The 16,963-nt window shown below is 37.6% G+C and carries 15 protein-coding genes and 1 other annotated feature; of the genes, 2 read left to right on the top strand and 13 right to left on the bottom strand.

Translation table 11 applies throughout. The features are described from left to right. Positions 1-48: 48 nt before the first annotated feature. From radC to hemA, 13 genes are all read right to left on the bottom strand, one after another. Positions 49-726 (bottom strand): DNA repair protein RadC, encoded by a 678-nt coding sequence (gene radC / locus SJY24_RS08005; RefSeq protein WP_377864336.1) that lies wholly within the window; start codon positions 724-726, stop codon positions 49-51. A 49-nt stretch (positions 727-775) separates the two neighbouring features. Continuing rightward, positions 776-1,351, bottom strand: coding sequence for a Maf family protein (locus SJY24_RS08000; protein ID WP_377864335.1), 576 nt, complete (start codon positions 1,349-1,351; stop codon positions 776-778). 211 nt (positions 1,352-1,562) lie between these two features. Then, positions 1,563-2,525 carry a stage II sporulation protein B gene (locus SJY24_RS07995; RefSeq protein ID WP_377864334.1) on the bottom strand — a complete coding sequence of 321 codons (963 nt, stop codon included), beginning with the start codon at positions 2,523-2,525 and terminating at the stop codon, positions 1,563-1,565. 164 nt (positions 2,526-2,689) lie between these two features. Continuing rightward, complete coding sequence (locus SJY24_RS07990) at positions 2,690-3,991, bottom strand: bifunctional folylpolyglutamate synthase/dihydrofolate synthase (RefSeq protein ID WP_377864333.1); 1,302 nt, start codon at positions 3,989-3,991, stop codon at positions 2,690-2,692. A 93-nt stretch (positions 3,992-4,084) separates the two neighbouring features. After that, the gene (locus tag SJY24_RS07985) at positions 4,085-6,730 is read right to left on the bottom strand and encodes a valine--tRNA ligase (protein WP_377864332.1); all 2,646 of its coding nucleotides are present in this window, start codon (positions 6,728-6,730) and stop codon (positions 4,085-4,087) included. Between the two features lie 38 nt (positions 6,731-6,768). Continuing rightward, positions 6,769-7,000 (bottom strand) — a binding site (T-box leader). 134 nt (positions 7,001-7,134) lie between these two features. After that, on the bottom strand, positions 7,135-8,160 hold the full coding sequence (gene ysxE, locus SJY24_RS07980; protein ID WP_377864331.1) for a spore coat protein YsxE: 1,026 nt from the start codon (positions 8,158-8,160) through the stop codon (positions 7,135-7,137). Positions 8,161-8,227: 67 nt separating this feature from the next. Continuing rightward, positions 8,228-9,250, bottom strand: a complete 1,023-nt coding sequence (gene spoVID / locus SJY24_RS07975; protein ID WP_377864330.1) for a stage VI sporulation protein D — start codon at positions 9,248-9,250, stop codon at positions 8,228-8,230. A 79-nt stretch (positions 9,251-9,329) separates the two neighbouring features. Further along, positions 9,330-10,619: a glutamate-1-semialdehyde 2,1-aminomutase gene (gene hemL, locus SJY24_RS07970; RefSeq protein ID WP_377864329.1), complete on the bottom strand. Its 1,290-nt coding sequence runs from the start codon at positions 10,617-10,619 to the stop codon at positions 9,330-9,332. Further along, the gene (gene hemB / locus SJY24_RS07965) at positions 10,619-11,608 is read right to left on the bottom strand and encodes a porphobilinogen synthase (protein WP_377864328.1); all 990 of its coding nucleotides are present in this window, start codon (positions 11,606-11,608) and stop codon (positions 10,619-10,621) included. The genes hemL and hemB overlap by 1 nt, the downstream gene beginning before the upstream one ends. Before the next feature lie 168 nt (positions 11,609-11,776). Beyond that, positions 11,777-12,529, bottom strand: coding sequence for a uroporphyrinogen-III synthase (gene hemD / locus SJY24_RS07960; RefSeq protein WP_377864326.1), 753 nt, complete (start codon positions 12,527-12,529; stop codon positions 11,777-11,779). A 2-nt stretch (positions 12,530-12,531) separates the two neighbouring features. Continuing rightward, positions 12,532-13,461: a hydroxymethylbilane synthase gene (hemC, locus tag SJY24_RS07955; protein WP_001226437.1), complete on the bottom strand. Its 930-nt coding sequence runs from the start codon at positions 13,459-13,461 to the stop codon at positions 12,532-12,534. 15 nt (positions 13,462-13,476) lie between these two features. After that, a complete protein-coding gene (locus SJY24_RS07950) occupies positions 13,477-14,310 on the bottom strand; it encodes a cytochrome c biogenesis protein (RefSeq protein WP_000009002.1) in 834 nt (277 codons plus the stop codon). 17 nt (positions 14,311-14,327) lie between these two features. After that, positions 14,328-15,662, bottom strand: coding sequence for a glutamyl-tRNA reductase (gene hemA / locus SJY24_RS07945; protein ID WP_377864325.1), 1,335 nt, complete (start codon positions 15,660-15,662; stop codon positions 14,328-14,330). Between the two features lie 413 nt (positions 15,663-16,075). Between hemA and SJY24_RS07940 the strand changes: the two genes are divergently transcribed. Together SJY24_RS07940 and SJY24_RS07935 are read left to right on the top strand one after the other, a co-directional pair. Beyond that, a complete protein-coding gene (locus SJY24_RS07940; protein ID WP_377864324.1) occupies positions 16,076-16,528 on the top strand; it encodes a MarR family winged helix-turn-helix transcriptional regulator in 453 nt (150 codons plus the stop codon). A gap of 2 nt (positions 16,529-16,530) precedes the next feature. Continuing rightward, positions 16,531-16,947: an organic hydroperoxide resistance protein gene (locus SJY24_RS07935; RefSeq protein ID WP_000359777.1), complete on the top strand. Its 417-nt coding sequence runs from the start codon at positions 16,531-16,533 to the stop codon at positions 16,945-16,947. Positions 16,948-16,963: the final 16 nt, after the last annotated feature.

Below are 16,963 nucleotides of genomic sequence, written 5' to 3'. Positions count from 1 at the left end.
AAAACTCATAAATCACATTATAAAACAAAATAAGTAAAAAGCATAGTCTTAAATATGACCTTTTTCCTTTAAACTCACGAATTTATGGTCGCCTATTATAATATGATCGAGCACTTCAATTCCGATAATTCGACCGCATTCTACTAAACGTTTTGTTACTTCAATATCTTCTCGGCTCGGCGTGGGATCTCCTGAGGGATGGTTATGAAGACATATTATAGAGGCTGCTGCACGACGGAATGCTTCTTTAAAAACTTCCCTCGGATGCACAATCGACGTATTTAAACTTCCAATAAAAATTGTTTGCCTATGTATAACTTGATTTTTCGTATTCAAATATAAACACACAAAATGCTCCTGCTGTAAAAAACGCATCTCTTCCATCATATAACTCGCACAATCTTCTGGGCTTCGAATGCTATATCTATTTTGATATTCTAAACGAACCATTCTTCTCCCTAATTCAAAAGCAGCCATAAGTTGCGATGCTTTTGCAATCCCAACACCATGAATGCTTATCAGCTCTTCTAATGTTGCTTCTTTCAACATTCGTAAACCATCAAAATGGTGTAAAATTTTATCTGATAACGTTAAAACTGTATCTTCTTTAGAACCTGTTCTGAGTAACACTGCAAGAAGCTCCCGATTCGATAAACTTCCAGCTCCGTCTAACAATAAACGCTCCCGTGGCTGTTCCTCTTTCACAACATCACGAATCCCGTTCATTTCTTCACCTCTTTTTTATTAGTTCTCTCAAAGAAAACCCCATGCAATTTTACGCATGGGTTACATCGCTACCAAACTGTTTTAATTCACGAACAAGACGTGCAATTGGCAAGCCTACTACACTATAATAATCCCCTTGAATGTGCTGAACAAAAATAGATCCTTTCCCTTGGATCCCATAACTTCCTGCTTTATCAAGTGGTTCCTTCGATGCAACGTATGCGTCAATTTCATCTTCTGTTAATTCCCAAAACGTCACTTCTGTGCGCTCATAAAAAGTTACCGTTTTCTCTTTTGATATAATCGCAACACCAGTATATACTTCATGTGTTTTCCCTGATAATAGTTGTAACATTTCTTTCGCCTCATTCTCATTAGACGGCTTTCCAAGAATACGTGACTCATATGTAACAATTGTATCTGCACCTAACACAATATCATCACTATAATTTTCTGCTACGGCAGATGCTTTTTGTAAAGCAAGCGACATAACAATATCAGAAGGTGATGAATATGCACCAATTGTCTCATCTACTTCACTAACAACAACTTCAAATGGCACATCAGCTAATTCAAGCAGTTCCTTCCTCCGAGGTGATCCTGAAGCTAAAATAATTTTTTTCATGTTTTCTCCTTCCTTTCTCATATGAAGCAGAACAATTCCTATCAATCGTATCAAAAGAATAGTTTCCCCACAAATTAGAGAAATATCATTTTCTCTAAACAAAATAATAATTTTTTTAATACGATTATACTCTGCCCACAAAGAAAGCACTTGCTCTAGATTCAAAAGAAAAGAAAGAAGTATAAATACTTCTTTCTCCTTCATCTTATTATCATTTCACTTTTTGTGAAACTATTTTTTCATATGAAAGTAAACCATCAATAATAACTTGATTTAATTTAGCTACAGATTCCTTATCACTCTTCCCTTCCTTAATTGTTTGCACAGCTACTGACGTGTACGTATAAAGCTTCTTCGCATCTTCAAGCTTCATACTTTGCCCTTCTTTTTCAATCGCTTTCCACTCTTTTGTGATTGCTTCTATATCTTTTTGGTTACTCTTTCCACTAGTTTGCACACCGGAAACGTATTTTTCAAAATGAGTATACAATGGCTGTATCTTCGTTAAAAAACCACCCACTTCTTTATCATTTTTGAGTAATACTTTATCTGTAATATCCCAATTTTTTTTCAAAACTGAAACACCATCTTGCTTATACTGGCCTATTAATTGATTCACAGCTTGTTCATCACTTGCAACACCAACAACTAACGCATACTTATCACCACTCGGTTTCAAAGCAGCGACGCCCCCATTACTTTTCCACTCTTCAATAGCTGCCTGTCCCTTTTCTTCAGAGGAGTATAGCCCTCCTTGAACGAAAAATAGTTTCATTGGTTCTAATGCAGCTCCTACTTGCGCTTTTTGTTTTCCCTCCTTTGGTGGTACTGTTTGTTCTACCGTTCCGTCCACCTTTTGTTCCTCATTGCCTGTCTGCCTCGAAGCCGTTACCGTACCTTCCCCTGGTGTTCCTTGTCCAGTTAATAAATGAATTATCCCCATCCCAAATACAGTACCGATAATAATTGCAGTTGCAACGATTGCGATTATTGTAGTACTCCATTTCTTTCGGTATTGTGCCATAGACGATGTCTTTTCTTTTTTAAAAGGCACAACGTTTTGCGGTCTTTCACTTTCGACTACCATCCAGTCAAACTCATCTTTCTTCTTTTCTTCATACTTCGCTTCTGTTCCATTTACTTTCACCGAGATCGTTCGTGATTGCTTGTCCATACACTCACACCTCACCTCTTATCGTTGTCCGCATCATATCATATTCATTTCACAAAAAAACGAGATATTTGTCAGAGGAATTCGCCAAATTATCCTATATAATTATCTTATATGTATGCATTTGACTTCATTTGTAGAACAAAAAACTAGATAGCAAATACTATCTAGCTTTTTTCGCAAATATATTTTCGAACTTCGGAAATGAAATATAGAGAACCTGTTATGATGAAAACATCATTTTCTCCTATCATTTCAATCTTCGTATCAATTGCCTCTTTCCAATCTTCAAAAATTAATTTTGATTCTTTTTGTGAATACGATGCAAGTTTGTCAGCAGAAATAGCACGATCAAAGGCGAATGTTGTAAAAATAATTTCATCAGCAATGGCTTCTAATTGCCCTACCATGTTATGTAACTGTTTGTCACCAAGAGCAGTAAATAAAACTACTACATTTTTATCTTTGTAATGTGCCTCTACTGTTTTCACAAGGCTTTCAATACCCTCTGGATTATGAGCACCGTCTATTATAATATCCGGATTACTTTGTAACTTTTCAAATCGACCAATCCAGTAGGCTTCTTGTAATCCAACTTTCATTTCCTCTTCATTAATTAAAAATGATAAATATGTTTTTAAATACATTACGGCCATAAGCGCTACTGTAGCATTACCTACTTGATGAATACCTTTCATCGAAATCCGAACATCTTCAAATGAGGCGAATGGACAAGCAAAATCAAAATGTTCCCCATCTTCATTAGAATGTTTATGTAGTGATGTAAACTGTTTGCCAAGTTCATATACGTTTGCATGATTTTCCTTCGCAACCTTTTGAATGACTTGCAATGCTTCTTCATCTTGTACACCAGTAATTACTGGAACACCTGATTTAATAATCCCTGCCTTTTCATATGCAATTTCTCCTAGTGTATTCCCTAAAATATGCATATGATCGTGACCGATATTCGTAATAATCGTGAGAACAGGATGAATAACATTTGTAGAATCAAACCTTCCCCCAAGCCCTGTTTCAAATAAAACAACATCACAGAAATTAACTTTACCGAAATAGCAAATTGCCATAACAGTAATAATTTCAAACTCAGTCGCTTCTCCTAAATCCGTCTCGTCTAGTTTTTCAACGACCGGTTTTACCATCTTTACAAGTTCCGCAATCTCTTCATCTGCAATTGGTGTTCCGTTCACACTAATACGTTCATTAAATGTTTCGATATAAGGAGAGGTAAATGTTCCTACTTTATATTTCGCGCCCTCTAACATGTTGCGCATGTATGTTAAAGTTGAACCTTTTCCATTTGTACCCGCAAGATGAACACATTTTATATGACGCTCTGGATTTCCGAGTTCTTCTAACATCCATTTCATTCTTTCTAGTCCTGGTTTTATCCCAAATTTCAATCGGCTATGAATCCATCCTATCGCTTCTTCGTATGTATGTATCACGTATGTTATTCCCCTTTCAAAAGACAACCTTCATACTTCTATTATACGCAAAGAAAAGAGACTCACCAATATAGTGAGTCTCTGAAAAATATTTTATTTCTCAAGATCCGCTAGACGTTGACGAACTGCTTCGCGTTTTTCTAGGTAATCTTGCTCTTTCGCACGCTCTCCGTCAATAACTTCTGCAGGAGCTTTCGCTACGAAACCTTGGTTTGAAAGTTTCTTCTGTACACGTTCTACTTCTTTATCGAACTTCTCAAGTTCTTTTTCAAGACGCGCTTTTTCCTCATCAAGATTGATAAGATCAGCTAACGGTAAGAATAACTCTGCACCTGATACGATGGCAGTCATCGCTTTTTCTGGCGCTTGTAGATCTGTTTTAATTGTTAATTCACTTGGATTACAGAAACGCTCAATGTAAGAGCTGTTTTTCGTAAGTTGAGCAAGTACAGCCTCATCTTTTGCTTTAATTTGCATTTGAACTTTTTTGCTCATTGGCGTATTTACTTCTGCACGGATGTTACGAACAGAGCGAATGATATCAACTAGAAGGTGCATTTCTGCTGCCGCTTCTTTATCTTGCAAATCTTCGCGAACTGTTGGCCATGCCGCTACTGTAATAGACTCGCCTTCATGCGGTAAATGCTGCCAAATTTTCTCTGTTACGAATGGCATGAATGGGTGTAATAGACGCATTGTTTGGTCTAATACGTAAGCTAAAATAGAACGAGTTGTTTTCTTAGCTGTCTCATCTTCACCGTATAGTGGCAGTTTCGCCATCTCAATGTACCAGTCACAGAAATCATCCCAAATGAAGTTGTATAATGAACGACCAGCTTCACCGAACTCATATTTATCCATGTTACGTGTTACACTTTCGATTGTTTCGTTTAAGCGAGTTAAAATCCACTTATCTGCAACTGATTTTTCACCAGTTAAATCGATTTCTTCATACTTCATGTCATCCATGTTCATTAATACGAAACGTGATGCGTTCCAAATTTTATTAATGAAGTTCCAAGTAGATTCTACCTTCTCCATGCTGAAGCGTAAATCTTGGCCTGGTGCACTTCCTGTTGATAAGAAGTAACGCATTGCATCTGCACCATACTTCTCGATAACATCCATCGGATCAATACCGTTACCAAGAGATTTACTCATTTTACGTCCTTGCTCATCACGAACTAAACCGTGAATTAATACATCTTTAAATGGACGCTCTCCTGTAAACTCTAAACCTTGGAAAATCATACGAGATACCCAGAAGAAGATAATGTCATAACCAGTTACTAAAGCATCTGTTGAATAGAACTTTTTAAAGTCTGCTGCCTCTTCATTTGGCCAACCAAGTGTTGAGAATGGCCATAACGCTGAGCTAAACCATGTATCAAGTACGTCGTTATCTTGATTCCAGTTTTCAATGTCTGCTGGCGCTTCAGTACCTACATATACTTCACCAGTTTCTTTATGATACCAAGCTGGAATGCGGTGACCCCACCATAATTGACGAGAAATACACCAGTCATGAATGTTTTCCATCCAGCGTAAGTATGTGTTTTCAAAACGCTCTGGTACGAACGTTACTTTTTCTTCTTCTTTTTGTTGAAGCTCTACTGCTTTTTCAGCAAGTGGAGCCATTTTTACGAACCATTGTGTTGATAAGTAAGGCTCAACAACTGCACCGCTACGCTCACTATGACCTACTGAGTGCATATGAGGCTCGATTTCTACTAATACGCCAGCTTCTTGTAAGTCTTTCACTAATGCTTTACGGCATTCAAAGCGATCCATACCGTTATACTTACCAGCTTTTTCATTCATTGTTCCATCTTCGTTCATTACTAAGATGCGTGGTAAGTCATGACGATTACCTACTTCAAAGTCATTCGGGTCATGAGCTGGTGTAATTTTTACAACGCCTGTTCCAAAGTCTTTTTCTACGTAATCATCAGCGATAATCGGAATCTCACGGCCTACGATTGGAAGTGTAACTGTTTTACCGATTAAGTGTTTGTAACGATCATCTTCTGGGTGAACTGCTACTGCTGTATCACCAAGCATTGTTTCTGGACGAGTAGTTGCAAGGCGAATGTGACCTGAACCGTCTGTTAACGGATAGTTCATATGGTAGAATGCACCTTGAACTTCTTTATGAATTACTTCAATATCAGAAAGAGCCGTGCGTGTTGCTGGATCCCAGTTGATAATATATTCACCGCGGTAAATTAAGCCTTTTTCGTATAATTGAACGAATACTTTATTAACCGCATCAGATAAACCTTCATCTAATGTGAAACGTTCACGAGAATAGTCTAGTCCTAAACCAACTTTCCCCCATTGTTGACGAATGTGAGACGCGTACTCTTCTTTCCATTCCCAAGCTTTTTCAAGGAATTTCTCACGGCCAAGATCGTAACGTGAAATACCTTCTTCACGAAGTTTCCCTTCTACTTTCGCTTGTGTTGCAATACCAGCATGGTCCATTCCTGGAAGCCACAGTACATCGTAACCTTGCATACGCTTCGTACGAGTTAAAATATCTTGAAGAGTTGTATCCCAAGCATGACCTAAGTGTAACTTACCAGTTACGTTCGGAGGTGGAATTACAATTGTATACGGTTGTTTCTTCTCGTCTCCTGTTGCTTCGAAATATTTGCCTTCAAGCCACCATTGGTAAAGGCCTTCTTCAACGGACATATGATCATATTTAGTTGGTAAATTCTTTTCCGTGTTTGACATTATTTTCCCTCCTTAAAATAAAAAATGCCCCTCATCCAAAAAAGGACGAGGGACATCGCGGTACCACCTTTATTTACAAACAAATTCAGAATTTGCTTATACTCTTAATTTGATAACGGACAAATCCGTCTTTTCCTAATGAGAACTATTCCGTTCAGAAAAGATGCTCCAGGGCTACCTTCTAACATAACTATCTAGAGAATCTCCCAGCTAATGATTCTCCTCTCTGAAGACGTTTCATGTCATACTCTTCCCCTTCAATGCATTTATATGATTGTTAATTATTATATACAATAGTGTAAAAAACGAAACCTTATTCGTCAAGATAAATTTGAAACTACGGCTTTTATCTCTTTATGGAACTAATAAAAAAAGATAAGCAGGGTTCTCCCTACTTATCTTCTTCATCCGTTCCCTTGCTGGGCAGCTTGTAATTGCGAAAGGAAATATTCTGTATTGCTAACGAGCCAATGCGATTGCTGCAGACTTTTCACCCCGTGGAGTTCATTTTCTTCATTACGACTCTTTCTTCTTTTCGTATACGACTGAATTTGCCGAATAAAATGCGACGGATACGTCATATATGCAAACATAAGAAGCTGCTCCTCTTTCGTAAACGGGAAATTTTTTTGATACATTTGATACCATTCAAAGCGGTCACTCCGTGCGATTGGATATGTGTTTAAAGACCGAGAATAAAAACCTACTATATCTTGCACAGGCGTTGCAAACTGTGATTTTTCTAAACTAATAAAATAGCCGTTTCGCTCATAATCAAATAAAAAATGATTAAGCGATACATTCCCATGAACGAAAGTAGTACGTGTTGTTTCCTTTTCTTTCATCGCATCATGCCATTCATTTAATTGTTTTGTTGCGAACTCGCATGCTCTCATAACATGGTGATAATACGTACAATATTGTAATTCGAACGGAGACATATACCACTTCGCTTCAGATTCTACAAGAAACTCTTCTAACATCTCACCATCATTTTCCCAACGGTCGGATATATTTGTATAATGTTTTTCTAACTCTTCTTCTGTATACGTCTCCTCTTTCACCGTTTTTTGATGCAACGTTCCGAGCGTCTGAAACATTTTGTGATATTGATCGTTATCCTCGCCGTTTCCTTCCGCACGCTCTAACCAAGGCATTAAATAATAACTATATGTCCCATCACTTAAGACATAATTTCCGTCCGTCGCATGATAAATAGGTACATAATTCGAAAAACCTTTCTCTTTCAAATATTGAATGTGATTCAAAAAATTATTCCGCTCTAATTTTCTATCTTGTATTTTCTTTAACGCATACGGACCTTGATTCGTATAAATTTTCATTACACTTCCGTGCTCTTCCATATGCTGCGTATCCAATCTATATTGCCTGACAATGGGTTCATAGCGATTTCGTAATTCAATATCCATACGAATAACCCTTTCTTGTTCAAAACATAACTTCTAGGAAAAGAGGTGAGTGAAAAAACTCACTCACTTATTTCGCTTTTGCTTTTGAAACAGGAATATATATAATTTGCCCTGTAGTCAAATATATATCTTCTGTTTGATTGACACGGTATAAGTTTTGTACAGACGTTTCATAACGATCTGCAACAGATTCGATCGTATCCCCTTCTTGCACGAAATACATTCTTAACTTCGTAAATTCTTCTTCCGGTTCTTTCGTAAATAATTTTGTTAAATAAAGTGCGTTTTCATCTCGCTGTGAGTAAACTTCTTCCTCTTGTTCCTCTTGCTTTTTCGCTTTTTCTTTCTTGAAATCTTTTCTTCCAAACAGTTCAAATTGCGGCGTCGTTTCTTGCTCCTCTTCACGCTGCACAACTTCATATTCTGCTACTTCATATTCTGCTACTTCCTCTTCTTCCATTTCTTGCTCTTTTCTTTCTTCTAGCTGAAATGGTTCAAATGCATAATCTTCCCATCCATCTGATTCTTTATAGGCTGGTACTTCCTCATGCGGCGCAGGTCTATCTTCATCCTCTTCAGCGGAAACATCTTCTAACTTAGCATACGCTGTCTCTTCCTCTTCTTCCTCGGTTCTTTCCTCGTCACATAAACCTGTAATAGATATATCCGCTAACAATTGTAAGCAACCATTTTCCTTTAATTCATAATCAAATTCCTCAATTGATACATATAATTCTTCAATGACTTTCACTCGATTTCTTGGAATTGATATTTCAAGCGGAAAGGAATGGACAAGCTCATTAACCCCGTCTTCCCTTGTTTCTACATAATCAATTGCCTTTGCTGGTGATAGCTCTCTTAATGAATAAGCTGAATCATCTTGCCTTGCAACATACTCTCCCGTTAAATCTAACTGCCCTCTCACGATAACTTCATGATCAAGCTCTTCTATCTCAACGTCTGGATCTAACGAAATTGACAAAAGTTCTTCGACTTCCTGTCCTTTTTGGAACCAAACAGATTCTTTTAATGAAAATCGTAATGAATGATCTGTTGCCACTTCTTTTCCCCCTCCCAAACTATATGTCATTACAGATTTATGTATGGAAAGCCTACTTTATGAATAAAAAAAATCGCTCCCCTTATGGAGAGCGATTTTCTTTCATAAATTAAGCTTTTAATTTTGACATTGCAATTTCAGCCGCTTCAATTGTCGCTTCAATATCTGCATCACTATGTGCTGTCGATAAGAATAAACCTTCGAATTGAGATGGTGGTAAGAATACACCTTGTTCTACCATTTCACGATAGTAAGCCGCAAAGAATTCTAAGTTTGAAGATTTTGCTGCATCGTAATTAATAACCTGCTCATCTGTGAAGAAAATACCAATCATAGAACCAGCACGGTTAATACAATGCGGAATGCCATGTTTTTCAGCCGCTTTACGTAAGCCAGCTTCTAACATTTCAGCTTTACGCTCAAATTCTACATATGATTCTGGCGTTAATTGTACTAACGTTTCATAACCTGCTGCCATCGCAAGCGGGTTACCTGATAAAGTACCAGCTTGGTAAATCGGTCCGCTTGGCGCAACTTGGCGCATAATTTCTGCTTTACCACCGTATGCTCCTACTGGTAAGCCACCACCGATTACTTTACCTAAACAAGTTAAATCAGGTGTTACGCCGTAATAACCTTGCCCACAATTATAAGCAACTCGGAATCCTGTCATTACTTCATCAAAAATAAGCAATGAACCGTTTTGCTCTGTTACTTCACGAAGGCCTTCTAAAAATCCAGGTTGCGGAGGAACAACACCCATATTGCCCGCTACTGGCTCTACAATTACACAAGCAATATCATCACCGAATTGTTCAAAAGCGTATTTCACACTTTCTAAATCGTTATAAGCTACTGTAATCGTATTTTTCGCTACACCTTCTGGTACACCAGGGCTATCTGGTAAACCTAGCGTCGCCACACCAGAGCCTGCTTTAATTAATAACGAATCGCCATGACCATGGTAACAACCAATGAATTTCAAAATTTTGTTACGGCCTGTATAACCACGAGCTAAACGTAGTGCACTCATTGTCGCTTCTGTTCCAGAGTTAACCATACGTACAATCTCAATTGATGGTACGCGCTCAATAACAAGTTTTGCTAATTTATTTTCAATTTCTGTTGGTGCACCGAAGCTTGTACCTCTTTCAGCAACAGCTTTTAAAGCTTCCACAACACGATCATTTGCATGACCATGAATTAGAGGACCCCATGATAATACGTAATCGATGTATTCATTTCCATCGATATCATATACTTTAGAACCTTTTCCACGCTCCATAAACAACGGATTCATACCGACAGATTTAAAGGCACGAACAGGGCTATTTACGCCACCAGGCATTAAGTCTTGTGCCTCTTCAAACGCCGCAATCGACTTATCAAACTTTTTCATTATTTAGCGCCTCCTTCTTGTAACCATCTTGCTGCATCTTTTGCATGATACGTAATAATTAAATCTGCTCCTGCACGTTTCATGCTAATTAATTTTTCAAGTACAACTTCTTTTTCATTAATCCAACCATTTTGCGCCGCCGCTTTAATCATTGAATATTCACCGCTTACGTTATAAGCAACGACTGGTAAATTAAAGTTATTTTTCACATCACGAACGATATCTAAGTAAGAAAGAGCTGGCTTTACAATTAAGAAATCTGCCCCTTCCATTACATCTGATTCTGCTTCACGGAATGCTTCCATACGGTTCGCTGGGTCCATCTGATATGTTTTACGATCACCAAATTGTGGTGCGCCATGCGCCGCATCACGGAATGGTCCGTAAAATGCTGATGAATATTTCACAGCGTACGACATAACTGGCACATGACCAAAACCATTTTCATCTAATGCATGGCGAATTGCTGTTACGAATCCGTCCATCATGTTTGATGGCGCAATAATGTCCGCTCCTGCTTTCGCTTGGCTTACAGCTGTTTTCGCAAGAACTGCAAGAGACTCGTCATTTAAAATAATACCATCTTCAATCACACCGCAATGACCATGGCTTGTGAATTGACATAAACATGTATCCGCAACTACTACTAGCTCAGGGAAATCACCTTTAATTTGCTTAATTGCACGTTGCACAATTCCATGATCACAATATGCTGATGACCCAACTTCATCCTTTTCAGCAGGTAAACCAAATACAATAACAGAACGAATACCTAAGTCAACAACCTCTTGCATTTCAGCTTGCAATAAATCTAAAGACATTTGATATACGCCTGGCATAGAAGGAACTTCATTACGAACATTTTCACCTTCTAATACAAAAATAGGGTAAATAAAATCTTCCGTATGTAAAAACGTTTCACGCACAAGCGCACGCATGCCCCCGCTTTGTCTTAAGCGACGATGACGATTAAATTGTAAAGAGTTCATAGATTTCTATCCCCATTCTTTTATTTTATCCCGCGTTAACGGGCAGTAAGACTCCCATCTCAAAATTCGGCTAGAGCAAAGAAGTTAGGTGGGCGATCAACTGCCCATAAACGCCCGATTGGTGAAGGTTAATAATTGGTGGGGATGAACCTCCCACTAATTAAAGTTTCACTTTATAGATTCACAAATGCATTGTAGTAATGCTTCTACAGTGTACTCTTTTGGCACAATAACATGCGAAAAATAAAGGCTCGCCTCTTTTTCCGTAATAGGCCCTATACAAGCAATTGTACATTTTTTTGTCCATTCTCTCCAGTTTGTCCCCTCAAGTAAACGAACAAAACTAGTAACAGTTGAAGGGCTCGTAAATGTAATAATGTCTACTTTCCCTAACTTCAACGCTACTGTAAGCTCTTGCTTTTTCATTACATTTTCTTTCGTACCGTATACGATTAGCTCCTCTAGAGAAACACCCATTTCCCGGAGTTTAACCGGAATAACATCTCTTGCCAAATTCCCTTTCGGAAATAAAATACATTCGTTTCCACTTAGTTTTTTTACAAACTCTTCTGCAAATACTTCTGCAACAAATGCAGTGGGAACAAAATCTACTTGATAGCCTCGCTTTTCTAACTCTAACTTTGTTTTCACGCCTACTACAGCAATTTTAATCGTTCCGGGGAGCTTCTTCCTCAAACTATCTAGAAAAAAAGCTACACCATTTTTACTCGTGAAAATAACCCAGTCATACGAATCTAGCTGCCCTGCTATATGTTGAATTTGCCTATGAGACATACCTTCCATACGCAAAAGCGGAATTTCCAATGGAATTCCGCTCCTTTCTTTCACAGCTACACTCATTTGTTTCGCTTGGTGCTGGGCACGTGTAATCAATACTGTTTTTCCAGCGAGAGCGTTCATATTTATTGTTGCTCCTTATTTGCAGCAAGGATGAGCTCTTTTGCTCCTTGTTTAATTAAACGGTCCGCAGCCTCTAATCCAACTTGCTTCGGATCAGTGCCTACTACTGTCTCTTTCAACAAAACAGAACCGTCCATAGAACCGACAAGCGCTGTTAATTCGATTGCATCATCTTCTTTAAGAGTTGCATATCCAGCGATTGGAACTTGGCATCCACCTTCAAGTTTATGAAGAAATACTCGTTCAGCAGCCACTGTTCTTTCTGTTACTGCATCATTAATATGTGCTAACAACTGAAGTAAATCCTTATCGTCCTCACGACATTCAATCGCTAATGCACCTTGTCCTACAGCTGGTACACATAACGTTTCATCTAAATGTTCTGTAATAACTTCATCATCCCAGCCCATTCTCTGTAATCCAGCTGTCGCTAAAATAATTGCATCGTAATCTTCATCTTTTAACTTACGTAAACGTGTATCAATATTTCCGCGGATCCACTTCACTTGTAAATCTGGTCTCGCAGCTAGTAGTTGTGCACTACGTCTCAAACTACTCGTCCCTAAGATTGCACCTTTTGCTAAGTCTTTAAACGATTCTCCGCTTTTAGAAATAAAAGCATCACGAGGGTCAACACGCTTTGGTGTACAACCAATCATTAATCCTTCTGGAAGTACGGCCGGCATATCTTTCATACTATGTACAGCCATATCGATTTCTTTCGTAAGTAACGCATGTTCAATTTCTTTAACGAACAAACCTTTTCCGCCTACTTTTGAAAGAGTAACATCTAAAATCACATCACCTTTAGTGACAATTTCTTTCACTTCAAATTCATATGGTAAACCAAGTGCTTTTAACTGATCAATAAACCAGTTTGTTTGTGTTAATGCTAGTTTACTCTTTCGTGAGCCTACAATAATTTTGCGCATAATTCTCTCTCCTCATTATAAATACCAAAAGTGGAAATTAGATAAACTACTTAATAGAAAAATGTTAACTAGCATTACGAGAAATGCCCCTACATTCCACAGTACAATTTTCTTCCCTTGCAACACATCTGCCGCTCGTAAATACAAGCCCGCACAATATACAAATAGAACAACAAACGAACCGATTACTTTCGTATCATACCAATGGAAATTGTCCAATTTTGTATATCCCCATATGCATCCTAATAAAATTGCTAGTAAGAAGAATGGAACAGAAAATAAATTTAATCCGTAAGACGTAGATTCAAGCTTCGGCAAATTCCCTAACCTTCTTAATCTCGCATTCCACTTTTTCTTTTTTAATAGGCGATATTGCAGTAAATACATAATAGAAAAAATAAACGATACAGTAAACGTTGCATAAGAAATAATCGCCATTCCGACATGCACGTATACAAGTTCTGAAACCAATTGCTCTGCAAGTACTGGCGACATCTTTCCGAGCGGTGTAAAAATCGAAAAAGCGCTTACGCCAAATGCAACAACATTTGTAAAAAAGACTAAAAAGTCAACGCGCATAAATCGATTTATGACTAACGACATCGTAATCAATAACCAAACATAAAAATAAATCCCTGATAATAAAGTTAAAATGGGATTCGTTTCTGAATCTGTCGCCCTAAGCAACATAAAAATAGACTGCAATACCCATACAATCGAAAGTAACCAAAAAGCAAATCGGTTCGCCTTTCGGTTACTTTGGAAATAATCTATAAAATATAAACTAATGCTACAAGCATATAAAATAATTGCAATATGATAAATAATACTGTTATTTAAAAAACTCATCCGATCATCCTTCCAAATTATAAAGATGGAACGGATGGTGTCCACGCTCTTTTATGTTCTACTTCTTCCGCACGACTCTCTACTTCTTCCACTTCTAAATCAAAAATCTTCGCAAATAAAGCTAGTTTTTCCGGTGCTCCCTCTTCTGCAGCTATTTCTTTCGCTACTAAAATTGGGTCTTTTAATAATTGGTTAATAATACTTTTCGTATGCTTACTAATTACTTTTCTCTCACGATCACTAAGATTTGGTAATTTCCGTTCCAGGCTTTCCATCGTTTCACTTTGAATTGCTAGCGCTTTATCACGAAGCGATGATATTAACGGAACAACACCAAGTGTACTTAACCACGTTTTGAATAAAACGATTTCCTCTTCAATCATAAATTGAATTTTCTCCGCTTCTTTCAAACGCTCAGCACGGTTTGCTTCCACTACTCCTTGCAAATCATCAATGTCATATAAGAAAGAACCTTCTAATTCATCAATCGCTGGATCAATATCACGTGGTACTGCAATATCAACCATAAATAAAGGACGACCAGAGCGCATTTTCTCTACCTTTGTCATCATCTCTTTCGTAATGACATACTCTGATGCACCAGTTGAACTAATTAAAATATCCGCTTCTAATAATGCACATTGTAATTCACTTAAAGATTTTGCATGTCCCATATATTTCTCAGCCATTACTTCCGCTTTCGAAAGCGTCCGGTTCATAACTGTTACTTTACGAGCACCGCTTCCGTATAAGTTTTGCAGTGCCAGTTCACCCATTTTACCAGCACCAAGAATAAGCACATGACAATCTGTTAAATCGCCAAATATTTTCTTGCCAAGCTCAACAGCAGCATAACTAACAGACATCGCACTTTCACCAATTGTCGTTTCAGAGTGAGCACGTTTCGCTAATGTAATAACTTGCTTAAACAATTCATTAAAAATTGTGCCCGTTGTTTTTACTTGTTGCGCTTCTAAAAAGCTATCTTTTATTTGACCTAAAATCTGCGTCTCTCCAACTACCATAGAATCTAAACCGCACGTTACGCGGAATAAATGATCTATTGCACCATCTTGCTCAAAAATAGTTAAGTATGGTGCGACTTCTTCTATCTCAAGCTGAAACCAATCAGCTAAAAACTTCTTAATATAATATCGTCCCGTGTGTAATTGATCGACAACAGCATAAATCTCAGTGCGATTACAAGTTGATACAATGACATTCTCTAACACGCTCTTTTGATTTTGTAATGTAGTCATTGCTTGCTCTAGCTCTGCTGCCTGAAATGTGAGTTTCTCACGAAATTCTACAGGGGCTGTTCGATAATTTACACTAACAACAAGAATATGCACGCAGCATGTCCCCCTTCACCCGTTTTATCACTTTATCTACTATCATAATACAACTTTCCTCTTATGAATCTGACAATCGTGTGAACAACTGATTATTTTTTATTTATTCTCCATATGTAAGGAGCTTCAGTAAGATCAATAAAGAACTCTCTACTTTATAATGATTATAAAATAACAACTCTATTTGTACGTTACCAAAAAAAGCCCTCATAATCAAGTGATGGAAACTATTCCATATTAATTATAACATCATCTTTTCTATCTTCTTTCATCATGAAGGAAAATATGTATGATTGTTCCAAAATATAGTACTCACTTTCTCAATACAATGTATTTGACATTGTATTTCTTTTTCGTTATATTGATTTTACAAAATTGAATTGTGCACAATTCAAAAATATAAGGAGTTGCTTATGAAAGAAAACCCTTTACATCTAGATAACCAACTTTGTTTTTCTATTTACGCTTGCTCTAAAGAGGTTACCCGTTTTTATCGGCCCTATTTAGAAGAAATGGGCATTACGTATCCCCAGTACATTACGTTACTCGTACTATGGGAGCAAGATGGGCTAACAGTGAAAGAAATTGGCCAACGCCTATTTTTAGATTCTGGTACGTTAACACCTATGTTAAAACGAATGGAATCATTAAAACTTGTAAAACGTGTTCGCTCAAAAGAAGACGAGCGAAAAGTTTGTATTGAATTAACAGAACAAGGTAAAGATTTAAAAGAAAAGGCTTGTTCATTACCGACAACGATGGCTACAAATTTAGGAATTACAGAGCAAGAATATCGTTCTTTACTAATCCAATTAAATAAACTAATTGAAACGATGAAAACAATTAATGATAGAAAAGGGGAATAAACATGGATAAATTATATACTGCTTCAGTAACAGCAACAGGTGGAAGAAACGGTAAGGTAGTTTCAGATGATGGCATATTAAATCTTGATGTAAAAATGCCGAAAGCACTAGGCGGTGCAGGTGGAGAGGCAACAAATCCAGAACAATTATTTGCAGCTGGTTATGCAGCTTGCTTTGATAGCGCATTACAACTTGTCATTCGTACAAAACGTGTGAAAGTGGAAAGTACAGAAGTGACTGCACACGTTTCTATCGGTAAAGATACAGATGGTGGTTTCGGGCTATCTGCTGTACTTGACGTACATGTCGCTGGCGTTTCTCATGCAGAAGCACAAGAACTTGTTGAAGCTGCTCACGGGGTGTGTCCGTACTCTAAAGCAACACGAGGGAATATTGAAGTAACATTAAACGTACGCTAAAAGTGTATAAAGAAAA

Source organism: Bacillus sp. R86525 (genome assembly GCF_042466195.1).
Lineage (GTDB): Bacteria > Bacillota > Bacilli > Bacillales > Bacillaceae_G > Bacillus_A > Bacillus_A nitratireducens.
Note: the sequence above shows the minus strand (reverse complement) of the source record. Positions and strands in the feature narration are given on the sequence as shown.

Bases quoted from the DNA above. Each gene is read 5' to 3' on its own strand.
- SJY24_RS08000 (WP_377864335.1), bottom strand. From the start codon at position 1,351: ATGAAAAAAATTATTTTAGCTTCAGGATCACCTCGGAGGAAGGAACTG.
- SJY24_RS07940 (WP_377864324.1), top strand. From the start codon at position 16,076: ATGAAAGAAAACCCTTTACATCTAGATAACCAACTTTGTTTTTCTATT.
- SJY24_RS07935 (WP_000359777.1), top strand. From the start codon at position 16,531: ATGGATAAATTATATACTGCTTCAGTAACAGCAACAGGTGGAAGAAAC.
- spoVID (WP_377864330.1), bottom strand. From the start codon at position 9,250: ATGACATATAGTTTGGGAGGGGGAAAAGAAGTGGCAACAGATCATTCA.
- SJY24_RS07995 (WP_377864334.1), bottom strand. From the start codon at position 2,525: ATGGACAAGCAATCACGAACGATCTCGGTGAAAGTAAATGGAACAGAA.
- hemD (WP_377864326.1), bottom strand. From the start codon at position 12,529: ATGAACGCTCTCGCTGGAAAAACAGTATTGATTACACGTGCCCAGCAC.
- hemL (WP_377864329.1), bottom strand. From the start codon at position 10,619: ATGAAAAAGTTTGATAAGTCGATTGCGGCGTTTGAAGAGGCACAAGAC.
- radC (WP_377864336.1), bottom strand. From the start codon at position 726: ATGAACGGGATTCGTGATGTTGTGAAAGAGGAACAGCCACGGGAGCGT.
- hemB (WP_377864328.1), bottom strand. From the start codon at position 11,608: ATGAACTCTTTACAATTTAATCGTCATCGTCGCTTAAGACAAAGCGGG.
- SJY24_RS07985 (WP_377864332.1), bottom strand. From the start codon at position 6,730: ATGTCAAACACGGAAAAGAATTTACCAACTAAATATGATCATATGTCC.
- hemC (WP_001226437.1), bottom strand. From the start codon at position 13,461: ATGCGCAAAATTATTGTAGGCTCACGAAAGAGTAAACTAGCATTAACA.
- ysxE (WP_377864331.1), bottom strand. From the start codon at position 8,160: ATGGATATTGAATTACGAAATCGCTATGAACCCATTGTCAGGCAATAT.
- SJY24_RS07950 (WP_000009002.1), bottom strand. From the start codon at position 14,310: ATGAGTTTTTTAAATAACAGTATTATTTATCATATTGCAATTATTTTA.